The 20,292-nt window shown below is 34.4% G+C and carries 17 protein-coding genes; 10 read left to right on the top strand and 7 right to left on the bottom strand.

Going from position 1 to position 20,292, the window contains the following annotated elements; genetic code table 11:
* Window positions 1-12 precede the first annotated feature (12 nt).
* Window positions 13-2,427, bottom strand: coding sequence for an outer membrane beta-barrel family protein (locus INR76_RS04200; RefSeq protein WP_223109409.1), 2,415 nt, complete (start codon window positions 2,425-2,427; stop codon window positions 13-15).
* Between the two features lie 199 nt (window positions 2,428-2,626).
* Between INR76_RS04200 and lepA the strand changes: the two genes are divergently transcribed.
* Window positions 2,627-4,423, top strand: a complete 1,797-nt coding sequence (gene lepA, locus INR76_RS04195; RefSeq protein ID WP_223109408.1) for a translation elongation factor 4 — start codon at window positions 2,627-2,629, stop codon at window positions 4,421-4,423.
* Window positions 4,424-4,427: 4 nt separating this feature from the next.
* On the opposite strand, the gene INR76_RS04190 is transcribed toward lepA, so the two are convergent.
* Window positions 4,428-4,661, bottom strand: coding sequence for a hypothetical protein (locus tag INR76_RS04190; RefSeq protein ID WP_223109407.1), 234 nt, complete (start codon window positions 4,659-4,661; stop codon window positions 4,428-4,430).
* A gap of 40 nt (window positions 4,662-4,701) precedes the next feature.
* Window positions 4,702-6,570 carry a sodium:proton antiporter gene (locus INR76_RS04185; RefSeq protein WP_223109406.1) on the bottom strand — a complete coding sequence of 623 codons (1,869 nt, stop codon included), beginning with the start codon at window positions 6,568-6,570 and terminating at the stop codon, window positions 4,702-4,704.
* A 138-nt stretch (window positions 6,571-6,708) separates the two neighbouring features.
* Between INR76_RS04185 and INR76_RS04180 the strand changes: the two genes are divergently transcribed.
* The 8 genes from INR76_RS04180 (at window position 6,709) to INR76_RS04145 (ending at window position 15,388) form a co-directional block, all read left to right on the top strand.
* Window positions 6,709-7,569 (top strand): MBL fold metallo-hydrolase, encoded by an 861-nt coding sequence (locus tag INR76_RS04180; protein WP_223109405.1) that lies wholly within the window; start codon window positions 6,709-6,711, stop codon window positions 7,567-7,569.
* Window positions 7,570-7,581: 12 nt separating this feature from the next.
* Window positions 7,582-9,261 (top strand): S8 family peptidase, encoded by a 1,680-nt coding sequence (locus INR76_RS04175; RefSeq protein WP_223109404.1) that lies wholly within the window; start codon window positions 7,582-7,584, stop codon window positions 9,259-9,261.
* A gap of 63 nt (window positions 9,262-9,324) precedes the next feature.
* Window positions 9,325-11,160 carry a M1 family metallopeptidase gene (locus tag INR76_RS04170; RefSeq protein ID WP_223109403.1) on the top strand — a complete coding sequence of 612 codons (1,836 nt, stop codon included), beginning with the start codon at window positions 9,325-9,327 and terminating at the stop codon, window positions 11,158-11,160.
* Between the two features lie 75 nt (window positions 11,161-11,235).
* Entirely contained in the window at window positions 11,236-11,601 is a 366-nt protein-coding gene (gene rnpA / locus INR76_RS04165; protein WP_223109402.1) for a ribonuclease P protein component, read from the top strand.
* Complete coding sequence (locus tag INR76_RS04160; RefSeq protein ID WP_223109401.1) at window positions 11,588-12,406, top strand: DUF4349 domain-containing protein; 819 nt, start codon at window positions 11,588-11,590, stop codon at window positions 12,404-12,406. The genes rnpA and INR76_RS04160 overlap by 14 nt, the downstream gene beginning before the upstream one ends.
* A gap of 97 nt (window positions 12,407-12,503) precedes the next feature.
* On the top strand, window positions 12,504-14,126 hold the full coding sequence (locus INR76_RS04155) for a S41 family peptidase (RefSeq protein WP_223109400.1): 1,623 nt from the start codon (window positions 12,504-12,506) through the stop codon (window positions 14,124-14,126).
* Complete coding sequence (locus INR76_RS04150) at window positions 14,127-14,969, top strand: sterol desaturase family protein (RefSeq protein WP_223109399.1); 843 nt, start codon at window positions 14,127-14,129, stop codon at window positions 14,967-14,969.
* 47 nt (window positions 14,970-15,016) lie between these two features.
* Window positions 15,017-15,388, top strand: coding sequence for a hypothetical protein (locus INR76_RS04145; protein ID WP_223109398.1), 372 nt, complete (start codon window positions 15,017-15,019; stop codon window positions 15,386-15,388).
* On the opposite strand, the gene INR76_RS04140 is transcribed toward INR76_RS04145, so the two are convergent.
* The 4 genes from INR76_RS04140 to INR76_RS04125 form a co-directional block, all read right to left on the bottom strand.
* On the bottom strand, window positions 15,378-15,818 hold the full coding sequence (locus INR76_RS04140; protein WP_223109397.1) for a GNAT family N-acetyltransferase: 441 nt from the start codon (window positions 15,816-15,818) through the stop codon (window positions 15,378-15,380). The genes INR76_RS04145 and INR76_RS04140 overlap by 11 nt on opposite strands.
* Window positions 15,819-15,829: 11 nt before the next feature.
* Window positions 15,830-16,741, bottom strand: a complete 912-nt coding sequence (locus tag INR76_RS04135; RefSeq protein WP_223109396.1) for a cation diffusion facilitator family transporter — start codon at window positions 16,739-16,741, stop codon at window positions 15,830-15,832.
* A gap of 12 nt (window positions 16,742-16,753) precedes the next feature.
* Window positions 16,754-17,185 (bottom strand): ribose 5-phosphate isomerase B, encoded by a 432-nt coding sequence (rpiB, locus tag INR76_RS04130; protein WP_223109395.1) that lies wholly within the window; start codon window positions 17,183-17,185, stop codon window positions 16,754-16,756.
* 524 nt (window positions 17,186-17,709) lie between these two features.
* A complete protein-coding gene (locus tag INR76_RS04125; protein ID WP_223109394.1) occupies window positions 17,710-17,949 on the bottom strand; it encodes a DUF2007 domain-containing protein in 240 nt (79 codons plus the stop codon).
* 107 nt (window positions 17,950-18,056) lie between these two features.
* Between INR76_RS04125 and rnr the strand changes: the two genes are divergently transcribed.
* Entirely contained in the window at window positions 18,057-20,264 is a 2,208-nt protein-coding gene (gene rnr, locus INR76_RS04120) for a ribonuclease R (RefSeq protein ID WP_223109393.1), read from the top strand.
* Window positions 20,265-20,292: the final 28 nt, after the last annotated feature.

Raw genomic sequence — 20,292 nt, 5'->3', positions numbered from 1 at the left:
TTTCTGAAAAAATTAATTTTCAAGTCTGTTGTTTTCATCATTATCAAGGCTTCGTTGATTATCGTTTAATTGAAAATTTCCGAAGTTATATGTAAAACCTACTTTAAAAACTCGCGACTCTGGCATAGTAAAATATGAGTTGTCTTGATTTAAATATTGGGAGGTTACCGGTACGTTATTGGTGTTAAATATGTCATCTACTCCCATAAAAACACTCGCTTTATTGTCCCAAAATGATTTTCTGAAAGAAACTGAAAAGTTAAATATATTGTTGTAGTCTAAAGAACCTGAGATTAAGTTTGAAAAGTAAACTGCCACAACATCTGCTGAAAAGGTTCTGTCTTTTGACAATGAAATATTATTATATAACTGACCAAAAAAACCGGCAGTATTATTTTTTGCTATCTCTTGAGAACTTTCAAGCGCTAAAAAATCATTTTCTAAATAATACGTAGAAGTTACCAAGCTTAAAAACCACCAATTATTCAATGATGATGCGTATGAAACATCAAAACTGTACTGAAAAAAGTTTATCATATTTGCGTCTATTTGCCGCAGAATTCTAGTATCATTATTTTGATAATTCAACATTTCTAGTGAATGATCAATGTGTTGATAGTATGCCTCAAAAGACCATTTACTATTGTAGGTGTAACTTAAAGTTATTTTATTATCTATTGCAGGACGTAAATTTGGGTTACCAGTATTAAAGTTATTTTCATTAATAAAATACTTAAATGGGTTTAAGCTATGATAGCGAGGACGTTCAATTTTTCTTGCATAATTGATACCTAGCTCATGGTTTTCTGAAAGCTGATAGTTTAATGAAACACTTGGAAACCACTCAAAATAGTTTTGTGTGTTTACCTTTCCTAAGGAGCGTGAATCACCTTCTACATCGGTATATTCGGTTCTTAAGCCTATGTTTATATCAAACTTTTCAAACTCTTTTGCAAAATCAATATATGCTGCATAGATTGATTCTTCATATAAAAAAACATCTGACAGTTCTGGGTTGAAAGATTGACTGTTATTTACAACATCAAAAAAATCAAGTCCTGTGTCGGTATCAATGCTTGAGTATTTTATACCAGCATCAAAACTTCCAGAAAATAAAGTGGTAGACAAATCGGCATTTCCGGTTAGTATATTGGTTTTCTGGTCAGAAAGTGTGTAGAAACTATTATTCCGAAGAAAATTACCGTTTGGTAAAAAATAGTCTGTTATTACGTTTTGGTATTGATCACTGTTGTACGCTATATAGTTTGCTCCTATTGACAACAGAGAACCATCTTCATCTAGTGTGGTTGCATAACCCACATTAACAGTAAGGTTTGAAAGGTCTTTTTCTAAGTCACTGTGAGATGTAAAGGTGGAGTCTAACTGCCGTTGTGCATTAAAAATTTCAAAAAACTGGCTGTTATCATATGTAGTATTGGGTGATAAAAGCAAGCTTGCTCCAAGTGTAATAGAATTATTTTCATCTAGTGTAAAATCTGTAAAAACGTTGGCTTGGTGCGCATATCTTTTTGTCTGTCTATTAAAGTCTCCTTCCCAAATTGATGCAGTAGAGGTTTCATCGGGTTCAAAAAAGCGGATGTAACTCTCTTGGTCACGGTTTAGTTTTTTTGGATTATAGCTGTAACTTCCATAAAAATTAAGCCAGTCATTTTTATAAAAATGAGATGTTCCTATTTGATATTTAGCAAAAACGGCTTGTCTATAAGTTCCGTTTACAGAGCCTTTATATCCTGGATCAACAGGCCGTGTGGTATTTATATTCAGAATTGTTCCGGCTTCGGCGTCATATTTGGCCGAAGGCGAGGTAATTACTTCTACAGATTCAATAATTGAAGCATCTAAGTTTCTTAAAAACACGACCGTTTCAGAAGGAGATAAATAAATTCGCTTGTCATTTAAGTAGACGGTTGTTGGTTGATTTTTAATTGAAATATTATCTCCAAAAACCAAAACACCGGGTGTTTTTTTAATAATGTCAAAACTGTTTCCAATAGATAAAGAAGTATTTGCTACATTAAAAACCAGTTTGCCGCCTTTTCTGGTAATGGTTGGTTGTTTTGCATATACAACCGTTTCTTCTAGGTTTTCGGTGCTATTGTTTAAGGTTATTGTACCAATGTTTTCTTCTGAAGAAACCGTAACTGTTTTGGTAATCGTTTGATAGCCAACGTAGCTAAAGGTTAATTTATAGGTTTTTTCTTCTAGCGCTTCTAGTTTAAAAAAACCTTCTTCATTTGTGGTAGACCCTTTAAATGCTTCATCGGCATTTTCTTCAAATACCAAAACATTTACAAAGGAAATGGGCTTATTGTTTGTATCTGATACTTTTCCAGTAATTGAATATTCTTGTGCAAACATTGAGGTAGCACAAAACATTAAAAGATATAGCAGACGCAGTTCTTTCATAGATTAGGGTTTGTTATGTTTTTGCGATTTAAGGGGGAGATGAAGCTTACTTCAATTAAATACGCTGCTAGTACAAATATGTTAATATTATCTTAACATTCAAATTCTTTTGGATATTTTTCGATGAAACGAAACAAATGTTTTTTTCATTTCAATTTAAACTATATTTGCATTCAACTTGCTACGGAAGAAGAACACTATGAAGAACATTCGCAATTTTTGTATCATCGCACATATTGACCACGGTAAAAGTACTTTGGCAGACCGCTTACTAGATTCTACCGCAACTGTCACCTCTCGTGAAAAACAAGAGCAGTTGCTGGATAGTATGGATTTGGAGCGTGAGCGAGGTATTACCATAAAGAGTCATGCCATACAAATGGATTATGAATATGAAGGAGAAAAATATATTTTAAACTTAATTGACACACCGGGACACGTAGATTTTTCATACGAAGTATCCCGAAGCATTGCTGCTTGTGAAGGAGCTTTGTTAGTTGTTGATGCCGCACAAAGCATACAAGCTCAAACCATTTCAAACTTATATTTAGCACTCGAAAATGATCTGGAAATTATTCCGGTGTTAAACAAAATTGACTTGCCTTCTGCAAATCCAGAAGAAGTAACCGATGATATTGTAGACCTTTTGGGTTGTGACCCTTCAGAAATAATTCCTGCCAGCGCCAAAACCGGCTTAGGGATTGATGATATTCTAGAAGCTATTATTAAACGTGTTCCTGCCCCAAAAGGAAACCCCGATGAATCATTGCAAGCATTAATATTTGATTCAGTTTATAATCCATTTAGAGGTGTTGAAACCTACTTTAGAGTACTAAATGGTGAAATAAAAAAAGGGCAAAAAATTAAATTTATGGCTACCGGCAAAAGCTATGATGCCGATGAAGTAGGAACCTTAAAATTAAAACAGCTACCCAAGCAAGTAATTAAAACAGGAGATGTAGGGTATTTAATTACAGGTATTAAGGATGCTCGCGAGGTAAAAGTTGGTGATACCATTACAGATGCAAAAAGTCCTACTACCAATATGATTGAAGGATTTGAAGATGTAAAACCTATGGTATTTGCCGGTATTTATCCTGTAGATACTGAAGATTATGAAGAGTTAAGAACCTCCATGGAAAAACTGCAACTTAATGATGCTTCTTTGGTTTTTCAACCTGAAAGTTCTGCAGCGTTAGGTTTTGGTTTTAGATGTGGTTTCTTAGGAATGCTTCATTTAGAAATCATTCAAGAACGTCTAGAGCGCGAATTTGATATGACGGTTATTACTACGGTACCTAACGTATCTTATCACGCATATACCAATAAACAACCTGACGAAATTGTTATGGTAAACAATCCGTCAGATCTGCCGGAACCCTCTACCCTGAACCGAGTAGAAGAGCCTTTTATTAAAGCGTCTATTATTACAAAAGCAGACTTTGTAGGGCCTGTTATGTCACTCTGTATTGAAAAAAGAGGACAAATAGTTAATCAAACCTATTTAACCACAGAGCGAGTTGAGCTTATTTTTGATATGCCTTTGGCCGAAATTGTATTTGATTTTTACGATCGATTAAAAACGGTTTCAAAAGGATATGCCTCTTTTGATTATGCACCAATAGGTATGAGAGAATCACACCTAGTTAAAGTAGATGTTTTATTAAATGGTAATACGGTTGATGCACTTTCTGCGCTGTTACACCGTGACAATGCTTACGATATAGGTAAGCGCATGTGTGAAAAGCTGAAAGAATTAATTCCAAGACAACAGTTTGATATTCCTATTCAGGCTGCTATTGGGTCAAAGATTATTTCAAGAGAAACGGTTAAAGCCCTTCGTAAAGATGTAACTGCAAAATGTTACGGAGGTGATATTTCACGTAAAAGAAAACTACTAGAAAAGCAGAAAAAAGGTAAAAAGCGTATGCGAGCTGTTGGTAATGTAGAAATTCCTCAAGAAGCATTTATGGCTGTTTTAAAACTTAACGACTAGGTTTTTAACCGTCACCGCAAGTAACACCAGACTCTTGTAAGCCTGCTAAGTACTCATCATAATCTGTATTGGTGTTTTCACCATTCACGGTAGCATTTCCGTTTTGATCACGACAAAGCTCAAACGAGGCTGTTTCTGGAGAGCTACAAACAATACACGATACATCTTGGTCATCTTCACAAGAAGAAAACAAAAGAGCAGCTGTAAAACAACAGAGTGAAAGGATGGTTTTTTTCATGAAATTCTGTTTATAAAAAAACGGTAAGCCCTTTGTTTTATTATTGAGCTTCAGTTTTTTCCTCTTCTTCTTTGGTTACATTCATTACGTCTTCAAAGTCAATAGGTTTTCCTAAATAAACCAAATAACTTTCTTTTGTAATTTCCATCTCTTGAGGGTTTTCAATCAGGTCTATGTGGTTTTCATCGTCTTTTATAAACAATGGAACTGCATTTTCTTCTTCTTCAATATAGCCAAGAAGCTTTAAAAATTTTGATTGTGTATCTATAGGCAATTCTTGTATCGAAGGGAAATCACGAGCAACTTCGGTAAACCTAACGTAATCATGTGTTGTTGAGAAAAGTTCGTTTGAAGAAATTGAGTTTTTAATTTTTCGTTCTTCAGAATTCATTAATCTGAAAGCACCATTTTCTCCAAATATATCTCGATAACGTCTTAACGCTTGGGCGTTAATTTCATCGTTTCCTGTCATTGCTAGCAAATACCCTACGTCGTTTAATTCAATATTATCTGAAAGATCGTCAGAATAAATATTTCCGTTAATAGCTTCAAGGCCCAGCTCTTTGGCTTTTTCAATATTCAACCGGTTGGTATCAACCAAAACAACGTGGCGGTTGTTTTTTTGAAGGTAGGTTCCTATCAACCTTGAAACCTTTGAAGCTCCAACAATCATTATACCTTCTGAAGTTTTTAAGAAAACACCTACTGCCGAAGCAAAAAAGCGAGCAGATGCAGCGTTTAATAAAACAGTAACCAACACCACTGCAAAAACTAATGGAGTTATATATTCGGCTCCGGGAACACCTTCAATTACTAGCTTGGTACCAAAAAGTGATGCAATACCAGCTGCTACAATACCTCGTGGTCCTACCCAACTTATAAATAATTTTTCATTGGTTTTTAAGCTAGAGCCCATCGTGCTTATAAAAACGCCAAGCGGTCTTAAAAGAAAAATAATAATGGCTAATAAAATTGCTGTCTTCCAGTTATAAACCAATAGCATATCTTCCAAGCTAATATTTGCCGCTAGAAGAATGAATAAAATTGAAATAAGCAATACACTTAAAGATTCTTTAAAATAAAGTAGTTCTTTAAGACTGGGTAAATCACTATTTCCTAAAAACATACCCATAACAACTACTGCAAGTAACCCAGATTCATGAGCAAATTGGTCGCTCAACACAAATATCATCAACACCATAGAAAGCGACACCACATTAAGAAGGTAATGAGGAATTAATTTCCTTTTTATTGAAAAGTAAAGAGCATACCCTGCAGAAATTCCGAAGGAGAAACCAATTAATACAATTTTTCCGAACTCAATAAGAGCTTGTTTGGTAAAGCCCGCATCTCCTTCAACACTTATGAATTCAAAAACCAAAACAGCCACCAATGCACCGATTGGATCAATTAATATTCCTTCCCATTTTAATACTGCCGAAACATGCTTTTTTAAAGGAATATTTCTAAGAATAGGAGTAATTACAGTAGGTCCTGTTACAATTATTAGAGCTGAAAATAAAAAGGAAATTCGCCAGTCAAGTCCAAAAACATAATGCGCTGCCACACCGGCACCAATAAAGGTAATAGCAGAACCTATGCTAATTAATTTTCCTATTACACCACCTACTTTTGTAATCTCACCTCGACGAAGCGTTAAACCTCCTTCAAAAAGGATAATACCAATTGCTAACGACACAAAATAAAAAAGATTTTCACCGGGAAAGAGACCGTTTTTTCCATCATAAATGGGTTGTATCCATTGTGTGCCGTCTTCAGAAAGTAATGTAGAAATGGGGCCTACAAAAAGACCGATGAGTATTAAGGGTAAAATTGCGGGAATTTTAAACTTCCAAGCGACCCACTGTGCTAAAATTCCTAAAACAATAATTCCTGCTAATTCAATCATAAATTTCCTTTTGGGTAATATAGCTTCTTTTAAAATTTCGCAAAAGCTAACTTTTTGTTAAAAATAATACAAATATTTAACTACACACCTAAGGGACTGCATCGCTTTTAGTATTTTGCAGACTTTAAAGTTAAGATTATGAAGTTGTACCCCATTGAAGCCGGAAATTTTAAATTGGATGGTGGTGCTATGTTCGGTGTAGTGCCCAAATCATTATGGAATAGAACCAATCCCGCAGACAATAATAATATGATTGATATGGCCGCCAGATGCCTTCTTATTGAAAATGGCGACCGTCTTACCCTTATAGATACTGGAATGGGAAATAAACAAAGTGAAAAATTCTTTGGGTATTATTATCAATGGGGAGATGATTCAATAGACAAATCATTACAAAAACACGGTTTTCATCGTGATGACATTACAGATGTTTTTATGACGCACCTTCACTTTGATCATTGTGGTGGATGCATACAATGGAACAAAGACCGAACCGGTTATGAACCGGCTTTTAAAAATGCAAAATTTTGGAGTAATAAAGAGCATTGGCAATGGGCTGTAAACCCAAATCCTCGAGAAAAAGCTTCTTTTTTAAAAGAAAATATTTTACCAATGGAAGAAAGCGGACAGCTTCACTTTGTTGATAAAGCTTCCGGTAACTTTTCTCAATCAAATGAGATGGATTTCGGCATTCTATTTGTAGATGGACATACCGATAAACAAATGATTCCGCATATTGATTACAAAGGAAAAAAATTGGTTTTTATGGCAGATCTTTTGCCAACGGCCGGTCATTTACCCTTACCGTATGTAATGGGCTATGATACACGTCCTTTACTTACTTTATCTGAAAAAGAAAAGTTTCTCAATCAAGCGGCAGACAATAAGTATTATCTTTTTTTGGAGCACGATGCTCATAACCAAATAATAACCGTAAAACACACTGAAAAAGGCGTTCGCTTAGATCAGGTTTTTACTTTTAATGAACTATTTAATTAATTTTTACTAAAAATGAATATTTTTAAAACATCCCTTTTTGCTGCTGCCTCTGCAGTAGTTTTAGCCGGTTGTGGAAGCAGCACGGCTCCTATCATTTCAACCCCAATTGAAAACATTGACACACTCCCTCTTAAAACAGCTCCACTAAGTGATGAGCAATATAAAAGATGGGGTGCAGCAGACCTCATTACAGACACCATCCCAGGTATGAGTGTTGATAAAACATACAATGAAATTCTTTCAAAACGTAAAAAAGGAAGCACTGTAATTGTAGGTGTGATTGACAGCGGTGTTGATGTAGAGCATGAAGATTTAAAAAATGTTATCTGGGTTAATGAAGATGAAATTCCAGGTAACGGTAAAGATGACGATAATAATGGATACGTAGATGATATTCACGGATGGAACTTTTTGGGTGATATTGTAGGTGAAAACCTTGAATATACCCGAATAATGAGAAAACTAGAACCAAAGTTTAAAGGTAAAACAGAAGCTTCAATTAGTGCAGCAGACCGCGAATCTTTTGCATTATACAACAAAGCAAAAGCTGAGTATGAAAAAGAGAAACAAGAAGTTGCTGCAAACAAAGCTCGTTATGAGCAAATATTACAGCAAGTAAAACCAGCTCACGAAGCTATGGTTGAAAAACTTGGAAAAGATGACTACACTGCTGAAGAATTGGCTGCAATATCAAACCCAACTGCTTCAGAAAAGCAACAAATTGCTATGTTGACTCAAATGTTAAGCTATGGTGATTCAGTAAATGCAGTGATTGAGCAACTAGAAGGTGGTATTGATTATTTTGGTGGAAGATTAGAAAACCACTTCAACCTTGAAAAAGATTTCCGTAGTGTTTTAGGTGATAATCCAGATGATATTACCGATACAAATTATGGAAATAATCAAGTTTCTGGTCCAGACCCTAAAAAAGAAGATGCCAAGCACGGTACACACGTATCTGGTATAATTGCCGGTGAACGTAATAACGAAATTGGAATTGACGGTGTTGCCGAAAATGTAGAAATAATGGTAATTCGTGCCGTTCCAGATGGTGATGAGTATGACAAAGACATTGCTCTAGCTATTCGTTATGCGGTAGATAATGGAGCAAAAGTTATCAATACTAGCTTCGGAAAATACTACACCACCCATCCAGAGTGGGTTCGTGATGCAATTAAATATGCAGCTTCAAAAGATGTGTTAATTGTAAATGCTGCCGGAAACGAAGGGATTGACTTAGATGAAACAGAAGTATACCCTAATGATCAAACCAAAACCGGTGCAGAATATGCCGATAACGTATTAACGGTTGGTGCATTAAACTATAAATATGGTGGCGAATTGGTTGCAACCTTTTCAAATTATGGTAAAAGCAATGTAGATGTATTTGCTCCTGGTGTAAAAATTTGGGCAACAACACCATTAAACGAATATGAATATTTACAAGGTACATCAATGGCTGCTCCAGCTGTTGCTGGTGTTGCAGCAACGCTGCGTTCATACTATCCTAATCTTTCTGCAAGTGAGATTAAGCAAATAATTATGGATAGCGGATTAAGCTCAAACACCAACGTTATCTTAGGTGGAGATGATTCAAATACAGATAACTTCACCAACATATCAACATCGGGTAAGATGGTAAATATGTACAATGCGATGATTATGGCAGACAAAAAATCTCGTTTAAAATAAAAAACTATATTAGAGGCTTTACCGTTGGTAAGGCCTCTTTTTTTTGAATCTAATACTATACTTATGAAATATCTCTTCGGAAACATCCTTATCTTTTTTATGGTTGCTTCAGTTGTGGCGCAAAACAATACCTCGTATTGGCAACAAAAAGTAGATTATAAAATGGAAATTGATATGGATGTAGAAACCTATCAATACAAAGGAAAACAAGAACTTGTTTATACCAACAACTCTCCAGATGTTTTAAACAGGGTTTTTTATCACTTATATTTTAATGCTTTTCAACCGGGAAGTGAAATGGATATTCGTTCACGCACCATCCCAGATCCAGATAGTCGAGTAGGCGATCGTATTTCAAAATTATCACCTTCTGAAATAGGATACATAAAACCAACTCTCTTAACACAAGATGGTCAAACTGTTAATTATGAGGTGGTAGGTACAGTTTTAGAAGTTGAGTTAAATACTCCAATTAAGCCGGGAGAAAGCACCACATTTAATATGGAATGGGATGCGCAAGTTCCTGTTCAAATTCGTCGTTCAGGAAGAAACAACGCCGAAGGTGTCGCTCTTTCTATGACTCAATGGTACCCAAAAATAGCAGAATATGATTTTCAAGGATGGCATGCAGACCCTTACATAGGGCGTGAGTTTCATAGCGTTTGGGGAGATTATGATGTAAAAATTACCATAGATGCTGCTTACACTATTGGAGGTACTGGTTATTTAGAAAACCCTGAAGAGGTAGGTCACGGTTACGGTCCTAAAGGATTGAAAAACATGAAACCAGTTAACGGAAAGTATTCTTGGCATTTTAAAGCACCAAATGTACACGATTTTACTTGGGCAGCAGATGATAATTATGTGCACGATAAATATGAAGGCCCTAATGGCGTAACACTTCATTTTTTCTATAAAGACGATCCAAAAATTCAAGAAAATTGGAAAAACTTACAACCCAAAACCGCAGAGTTATTAAAGTATTTTAATGAGCACATTGGTGAATATCCATACAAACAATATTCTGTAATTCAAGGTGGTGATGGCGGTATGGAGTATGCTATGTGTACTTTAATCACCGGTGAACGAAAGTTTGAAAGTTTAGTGGGTGTTACCGCTCACGAGCTGGCTCATACCTGGTTTCAGTTTTTATTAGCTACCAATGAGTCTAAACATGAATGGATGGACGAAGGGTTTACAAGTTACATTTCAGCAGCGGCAATGAATGAAGTAATGAATCAAAAAAGTCCTAATCCTTTTAGCGGTTCATATCGAGGATATCAGTTTATGGCTAAAAGTGGTCAAGAACAGCCGTTAACAACTCACGCAGACAGGTATGCAACCAACCGTTCTTACGGAATTAACGCATACAGCAAAGGAGCTGTGTTTTTAGCACAGTTAGGATACGTAATAGGTGAAGAAAACCTATCAAAAACACTTCATAAGTATTTTGATGACTGGGCTTTTAAACACCCTACACCCAATGACTTTATTCGCGTAGCCGAAAAGGTATCAGGCTTTGAGTTAGACTGGTATTTAACCGATTTTGCTCAAACTACAAACACCATAGACTATGGAATAAAAGGTGTAGAATCTGTAGGAAACACAACCACAATAACACTTGAACGTATTGGTTTAATGCCAATGCCAATTGATTTATTTGTAACCTATGAAGACGGCACAGAAGAATATTTTTATATTCCGTTACAAATGGCTCGTGCAGAAAAGCCAAACCCATATCCAAATATGAAATACCGTGTATTACCAGATTGGGCTTGGGCATACCCTACATACCAATTTGAAATAACAGATGGTAAAAAAGTAAAAAGCATGAAGATTGATGCGTCAAACCGTATGGCAGACCTCAATCCACAAAATAATACTTGGGGCGTAGAATAATTTTTTCTAAAACCTTTTACAATACAGACCTCACAGTTGTACTAAACTTGTGAGGTCTTTTTATATCTTTACCTTGTGAGTCAAACATTTCCAAAACACGAAAAACTTAAAAGCCGAAAAACCATTGAACGCCTTTTTACTGAAGGAAAATCGTTCAAAAAATTTCCGGTAAAAGTATTTTTCATTGAAGTAGAAAACGCAGAATATACACAAGCTGCATTTGCTGTTCCCAAACGTAATTTTAAGTTGGCAGTGCAACGCAATCACATTAAAAGAAAATTAAGAGAAGCTTACAGGCTTAATAAAGAACAACTTATAATCAATAACGGCAAGAAATTTGCGTTGTTATTTTTATATCTTGGAAAAGAAAATCCTGATTATAGTTTTCTAGAACAATCAGTTGTTTCGCTCCTTAAAAAAATATCATATGAAAGCAATTAGCTTATTATTATTTTCATTTATTCTTGGATGTTCAAATAGTGGAGGCTCCAACGCCGTACCATCGGCACCATCTCCTGCTGGAGAAGCAATAGAAGATGTTGCATATTTTGAAGAAAGCATGATTCAACAAAAGAGAATCACTTCTGAAGAACAAGAACAGAAAATTATTAAAACCGCCCGACTAGCTTTTGAAACGCCTTCACCCGATGATACTCACAAAAAAATTCTGCAATTAACCAATCAATATGAAGGCTTTGTTGCCAATGATAATTCTGGAAAAAGTTACAATCGTATTTTCCGAAATATGACCGTGCGGGTACCTACCAAAAATTTTCAAGCGTTTATCAATTCGGTTTCAGAAGGAGTGGAGTATTTTGATCAGCGAGATATCTCACGACAAGATGTTACCGAAGAGTTTATTGATTTACAAGCACGATTAAAAGCAAAACGCGAACTGGAAAATCGCTACTTAGAACTTCTTTCAAAAGCTAAAAATGTAAAAGAAATGCTCGAAATTGAGCGCGAGCTCTCTAACATCCGTGAAGAGATTGAAGCCAAACAAGGAAGATTAAAGTATTTACAAGACCGAGTTTCGGTAAGTACAATTAATCTAGAATTTTATAAATACACCGCCGAAAGCGGCGTGACCGTTTCCTACGGACAAAAAATTAAAAACGCCCTACAAGGCGGCTGGAACGGCGTTTCGGTGTTCTTTTTAGGGTTATTATACCTGTGGCCATTGTTTATTGTGGTTATTATCGTGCTGTTGGTAGTGCGGTGGTTGGTTAGAAGACGGAAGAAATAATATTTGGTAAATTGAAACTTGTTTATAAACTTTTGAATTTTAAAAAAACATACTTGATTTCTAGTTAAAATAGAATCATTTTTAAAACAATAACACCATGAAAAAGAAAATCTTCATCCCAATAATCGCCGTGGTTATCATGTTTACAACGGTGAGTTTTAAAAGTGATTTCTTTGAAATTGCTAAACAAATAGAAATCTTCACTACGCTCTACAAAGAGCTAAACATGAATTATGTGGACGAAGTAACACCGGCTACGTTGATGGATAAAGCTATTAACGGAATGCTAGAAGATCTGGATCCTTACACTGTTTACTGGAACGAACAAGAAGTTGAAGATGCTCGTATTCAAAATTCAGGCACGTATACCGGTATAGGTGCTTCTGTACGAACTACAAAAGATAAAATCATAATCATAGAGCCTTTTCAAGATTTTCCTGCAGATAAAGCAGGATTAAAAGCCGGAGACGAAATTATAAAAATTGGTGATACTCCCGTTGCGGGTTTTGATGGAGATGCTGGCGAATTACTAAAAGGAGCAAAGGGAAGTACAGTTTCTATTTCATATAAGCGGCAAGGAAAAACCGAAACCACAACGCTAACCAGAGGTGAGGTGGGTGTAAATGCGGTGCCGTTTTATAAGTTGCTAGACAATAACATTGGGTACATTGTTTTGAGTAAATTTAATAGGAAAACAACTCAAGAGACCAAATCAGCTTTAGAAGATTTAAAATTACAAGGCGCTGATAAGTTGATATTAGACCTGCGTGGAAATCCCGGCGGACTTTTAAATGAAGCAATTAATGTAGTTAATTTATTTGTAAATAAAGGCGAAGTAATTACTACCACAAAATCGGTTATTGAAAAATACAACAAAGTATATAAAACCCAATTTGAACCAGTAGATACTGAAATTCCTTTAGTAGTATTGATCAACGGTCGTAGTGCCTCGGCAAGTGAGATTGTTTCTGGAGGGTTACAAGATCTAGATCGCGCTGTTGTTATTGGTGCCCGTAGTTTTGGGAAAGGACTCGTTCAGCGTCCTAAAAAACTAACTTACGGAACTCAGCTTAAAGTAACCATCGCACGTTATTATACACCTAGCGGACGCTGCATTCAAGCGTTAGATTATTGGCACCGGGATGAAAATGGTGATCCCATAAGAAAAGATACCGAAGAATATAACGAGTTTAAAACCAAAGGTGGTCGCTCTGTCTATGATGGTGGCGGTATTTTACCAGATATTGAACTAGAAACTGCAAAGTATAGCCCCATTACTACGGCATTGTTAAAAGACATGGCAATCTTTGATTATGCAACACAGTATTACTATTCAAATGAATTAACAGACTATTCAGCTTTTGAGTTTACAGACCAAGATTTTCAAGATTTTACTTCCTATTTAAAGCAAAATAACTTTGAGTATGAAACCGATACCGAAAAAGAATTTGCTGAAGCGCTTAGAAGAGCAGAAGATGATGATTTAAAAGAATCTATCACACAAAGTTATAACCAATTAATGGCAGAAGTTGACAAAGCCAAAGAAAAAGAATTACTCGCAAAAAAAGCCGAAATAAAATCTCTGCTGAGTGATGAAATCTTAAAACGTTATTTTTATAGAGAAGGAATGTATCAATATCATTTAAACAACAATCCTGAAATATTAGAAGCTGTTTCAGTATTAAATGATAACAACCGTTACCAAAAGATTTTGAAGTAAATGGAAGCCTTTCTGCGCTTTTTTGAAACTATGCCCATCTGGATGAAAGCCGGCTGGGTATTTTTTGTTTTAGCGTTTTTTTGGATTCTTGAAGGATATTATAGTTTAATTCGTTTACCGTATAAAAAGTGGAAACATGCAAAAACCAATCTTATTCTATTGGCTTTTGTAATGATAATCAATGCTATTTTTGGTATTGCCACTGCAGCAGTGTTTATTTGGTTACACGATACGCAATTTGGATTATTACACCTAGTTGAAGCACCGGTTTGGGTAGAATTACTCCTTTCTTTATTAGTATTAGATTTTATTGCTCAATATTTAGTTCATTATTTACTACATAAAATTCCGGCGATGTGGCGTTTGCACATAGTACACCATAGCGATAAGCATGTAGATGTTACCACAGGTACAAGACATCACCCATTTGATTTTATTATAAGAGAAACCTTTGCAATTATTGCTGTTATTATTATGGGAATGCCAATTGCATTTTATCTTTTTTATCGCATTTTAAGTGTGCTTTTCACATACTGGACACACGCTAACATTAGTTTACCGACATCGATAGATAAAGGAATAAGTTATCTATTTGTAACGCCCAATATGCATAAATTTCATCATCATTTTCAAATGCCCTGGACAGATAGTAACTTCGGAAATATGTTTTCAATCTGGGATCGATTGTTTGGTACATTTGTGTATGATGACGTTTCAAAAATTCAATATGGCGTAGATCTTGCCGACCATACCAATGATCAAAGTATTGGTACACAATTAGGAATTCCTTTTAACAAAACGGTTGTTTCTAAAGGAAAAAAGGATATAAACACAAGGTATTAACATAATTTTAATAGCAATAATGACATATTTTGTGTATAATATGGGTTATGGTACAAAGAGATAAGCAGGAAAACGACGAAGTTCTTAAAGAATCTGTTACGTATTTAGAGAACAAAGGATTTGAGAATATTAAGGCCGATATTGAAGGCTATGAGACCCCTAAATCGTACAATAAGAAAGGAAGTGATGTAAGTATTACTCCAGATATTGTAGCGGAGCGAGCAGGCGTTAAACATTATTTTGAAGTAAGTTTAAAGTCTGATAGAACCAATCTTTTAAAATCAAAATGGCGCTTTCTAGATGTATTAACACGTATGCGTAATGAGCGTTTTAAAATCATTACAAGACGTGGCCATTATAAGTTTACCAATGAAATGCTTGAGCATCTTAATATGGATAAAAAACTCATTAAGTTATAACCATTGCAATATGTGGGATACCATCTTCTAAGTATCCTTCACCAATAGGTTGAAACCCATGAGATTGGTAAAATTTAATTAAATATTGTTGTGCTGAAAGTTTAATATTTTCGGTGTGATAATATTTTTTTATGGCTTTTTTTGAAGCATCCATAATATCGTGACCGTACTTAAAACTACGTTGATCTTTTGCGACTACCACACGACCAATAGCTGCTTCATCAAAATAATATCCCGGTGCAAAACAACGTGTATAAGCTATTATTTTTCCATCTTTTTTTCCAATAATGTGCAGAGCATTTGCATCTTTTCCATCAATATCTTGGTACACGCAATCTTGTTCTACTACAAATACTTCAGAACGAAGCTGTAAAATATCATACAGTTCGTAAATGGATAAGTCTTCAAATTTTTTGATGGTGATTTCCATTAAGTTTATTTTTAATCCTGAACAATAATATCTTTTGAATCGTCTTTTTGAAATTCGGGTTGAATGTTTACATGATTAATTCCGAAGTCGTCAAAAAGTATTTTTTTTACTTTTTCTAAAATTTCATCAAATTCAGAAAGGGATAAATTTTTTGAAAATTCCATATGAGCTTCTAGGTGTCTTTCTTGTTCATTTAATTGCCATACATGAATGTGATGAATGCTTTTTACTTCAGAAATGGTTGTTATTTTTTTACTGATGCGTTCTAGTTTTATATCCTTAGGTGTAAATAGCATTAATACATTAAATGAGTTTTTAAGCAAATCAATACCTACTACCAATAAATATAAAGCAATTAAAACTGTAAGTAAACTATCTACCCAAAACCACCCAAAATAATTCATTAATAAACCGCCAATTAATACCGCAACTGAAGCTGACATATCTGTAAACAAATGAATATAGGCAGATCGCATATTCATATTTTCTTTTGAATCTTTATGAAGTAATAACACACTAAAACCATTTGCTACAATCCCTAACAAAGCCAGCCATATAACTAAGCTGCTTTCTATTTCTTGCGGATTAATAAACCTTCTTATTGCTTCATAAATAAGATATACAGCAACTAGTAAAAGAGTTGCTGCATTTACAAAAGCTGCAATAATTTCGGCACGTTTATACCCAAAGGTTTTATCAAAGGATGCTTCCTTTTTTGAATATCGATCTGCTACATAACTTATTATTAACGAAGTTACATCACTAAAGTTATGTAGAGCATCACTTAGTAAGGAAAGACTTCCGGAAAGCAAACCACCTATAACTTGTGAAACTGTAATAACAATATTTAAAACTATTGTTATAAGTAAGTTTCTACCCTTAAGATCTTTATGATCGTGAGGATGGTTATCTGTAGTTGCCATTAACTTAGTAAATTATGAGCATGCAATTTTTTCTACACGTCTTTGATGACGACCGCCTTCAAATTTTGTAGAAAGAAAAGTTTTTACCATTTCTAATGCTTGTGGTTCACTTGTAAATCGTGCCGGAATACTTAAAACATTTGCATCATTATGTTCTCTGGCTAAGGCTGTAATTTCTTTGGTCCAGCATAAAGCTGAGCGTACTTTTTGGTGTTTATTGGCGGTCATATTTGCACCGTTACCGCTACCGCAAATAATGATTCCAAAATCTACTTTTTGATTTTCTACATCGCTGGCTACCGGATGAACAAAGTCTGGATAATCAACACTTTCATTACAGTCTGTTCCATAGTTAATAACTTCATAGTTTTTTGATTTTAAATACGTTACAATCGTATTTTTATAATCTGTACCGGCGTGATCGTTTCCTATTGCTATTTTCATGTTGTTTATTTTATGACAAAGATAACGGTATTATAAGCAAAATTTCTGTTTCAAATTAAAAATCAATTCTTTACGTTTTATTAAACTTTAGTTCATGTTAAAGTTAACAACTGTGTTTACTTTTGTTGATAGTTTTTCAAGAAAAAAAGTTGTGAAATTGAATTATAAATTTCATATGTCTTTTCTTTTTTGATGTGCAAATTTTAACTGCAACTTTTTTGCTCAAGTTATGAGCATCAAATAATAACTTTCAAACAGCTTCCTTAGAAAAAAATATTAAAAATAGGTTGTTAACATGGATTGTTGACAGCTGTTAATTGAAGATTGTATTTCGTTATTTTTCAGAAGAAAAGATTCTTAAAACTATGTTAATAAATAGTAAAAAATATACAATAACTTAAATTCAAAAAAAATCTTCAAAAAGTTATTCCACATATTAACAACTTATAATAACCATCATTATTTATTTAAAAATTTTAAAAAAGAAAAAAGATGATTATTATATTGTTGATAACGTTTATAAGTTAAACGATTTTTAATTTTGAGGTATTGTCAAATTCTGAAATGATTTTACGAGTACGTGTCACGTCCTTTTTGTGTACTTGTAAACGTATGCCGCCAATTGCGTTTGAATAAAAAGGAAAAACACTTGCCATGGTCTCATTTAAAAATACATGTGGAATGTCATGCTGTTGTAATAACAAAGCAAGAACTGCGTATTCACTTTGATACGTAAAAGTAGCAACGGTAACAAAGTTTTCCATAGCTTTAAAATAACGTTATTAGTGTCTTACTAAGGTACTAAATCTTTCCTAAATGAAACACGCTATTGTCTTAATAATAGTACATTTACACTAACTAAAACAACAAAATGCCAAAAAGAAATAAGAAGAAGAAAAAAAATAAAATAAAAGGGCTTAGCGAAAGCATTATTAAAATTCTACGAAAAGCAAATGGTAAGCCATATAATTACAAACAAATTGCTTCAAAATTAGGTTTTGATGATCCCAACAGCCGAAACCAAATAACAAAAAAGTTAAAACAACTTCAATCTAAAGGGACCATTCAAGAAATTGAACGTGGTAAATACATCATCGCTCCTTCTCAAAACTACTACACCGGTGTAGTAGATATCACTAGTCGTGGTCAAGGGTATGTGATTATTAAAGATCTAGAAGAAGATATTTTTATAACAAACAAAAATTTAAACAAAGCCCTACACGGTGATGTCGTTGAAGTGTATGCTTTTAAACGAAAAAAACGCGGAAAAATGGAAGGTGAAATCACCCAAGTTCTGCAACGTAAACGTACCGAATTTGTAGGTGTGATTGATATTCATGAAAATTTTGCTTTTGTTGAAATCAATAATACAAATATGTATACCGATATTTTTGTACCAAAAAGTAATATTGGTAAAGCAAAAAATGGAGAGAAAGTTTTGGTTGAAATATCAGACTGGCCAGACAAAGCAGATTCACCAATTGGTATCATAAAAAAAGTATTAGGTAAACCTGGAGAACATCATACCGAGATTCATGCTATTCTAGCTCAATATGGCCTTCCGTATGAATTTCCTGCAGATGTTGAAGCGTTTGCAAATCAATTAGATACTTCCATACAAAGTGATGAAATACAAAAGCGTCGTGATATGCGCGATGTGTTAACTTTTACTATCGATCCAAAAGATGCAAAAGACTTTGATGATGCTTTATCTTTTCAACAACTAGAAAACGGAAATTATGAAATAGGAATTCATATAGCAGATGTTTCACACTATGTAAAACCAGGAACCATCCTCGATGACGAAGCTTATGAAAGGGCAACGTCTGTATATCTTGTTGACCGTGTTGTACCTATGTTACCAGAAGTGCTATCAAACAATGCTTGTTCACTTAGACCCAATGAAGAAAAATATACCTTCTCTGCAGTTTTTGAAATGAATGAAAAAGGAGAAGTGAAAAAACAATGGTTTGGACGTACAGTTACTTACAGTGACGCACGTTTTGCTTATGAAGAAGCACAACACATTATTGAAAATCCTGATGATAGTAACTACGAAATTCCTTCTCAAACCTCACTTACAGGAAAAACATATCAAGTAGATCCGGCCATTGCATCAGCAATTTTAGAAATGGATCGATTAGCAAAAATACTTCGGAAAAAACGCATGCATCACGGTGCAATTTCATTTGATAAAGTAGAAGTTAAATTCAAATTGGATGAAAACAACGAACCGGAAGGCGTTTATTTTAAAGAAAGTAAAGATGCTAATAAATTAATTGAAGAGTTTATGCTCTTGGCCAATCGCAGCGTTGCAGAATTTATAGGAAAACAAAACCCACCAAAAACATTTGTGTATCGCGTTCACGATGAACCAGATGATGAAAAAATTGCAGCGCTAGAAAATATCATAAAAAGGTTTGGTTATAAAATGAACACTCGTGACCGAAAAAGTACCGCAGCTTCATTAAACAAATTATTAAAAGACGTAGAAGGTAAAAAAGAACAAAACTTAGTTGATACACTTGCAATAAGAAGTATGAGTAAAGCAGTATATACAACTAATAACATTGGTCATTATGGGCTAGCTTTTGATTATTATACACACTTTACATCACCCATTCGTAGGTATCCAGATGTTATGGTACATCGATTATTACAGCATTATTTAGACAAAAAAAGTTCTGCCAAACAAGAAGAATATGAAGATAAGTGTAGTCATTCTAGTGATATGGAAAACTTGGCTGCCAATGCAGAACGCGACAGTATCAAATACATGCAAGTAAAATATATGATGGATCATCAGGATCAAGATTTTCTTGGAGTAATTTCTGGAGTTACCGAGTGGGGAATTTACGTAGAGATTATATCAAATAAATGTGAAGGAATGGTAAGATTAAATGATTTAAGAGATGATCATTACGTATTTGATAAAGACGAATTTGCAGTAATAGGACAACGAACACATAATAAATATACGCTAGGAGACGAGGTTTATGTAAAAGTAAAAAACGCAGACTTAGTTAGAAAGCATCTAGACTTTATTATGTTAGGTAGTAGAAAAGAAATTGAAAAATAAGTGTAACATATTAATTAAAAGGGACTCT

This window comes from Marixanthomonas sp. SCSIO 43207 (genome assembly GCF_019904255.1).
Classification (GTDB): domain Bacteria; phylum Bacteroidota; class Bacteroidia; order Flavobacteriales; family Flavobacteriaceae; genus Marixanthomonas.
This window is presented reverse-complemented; position numbering and strand designations above follow the sequence as displayed.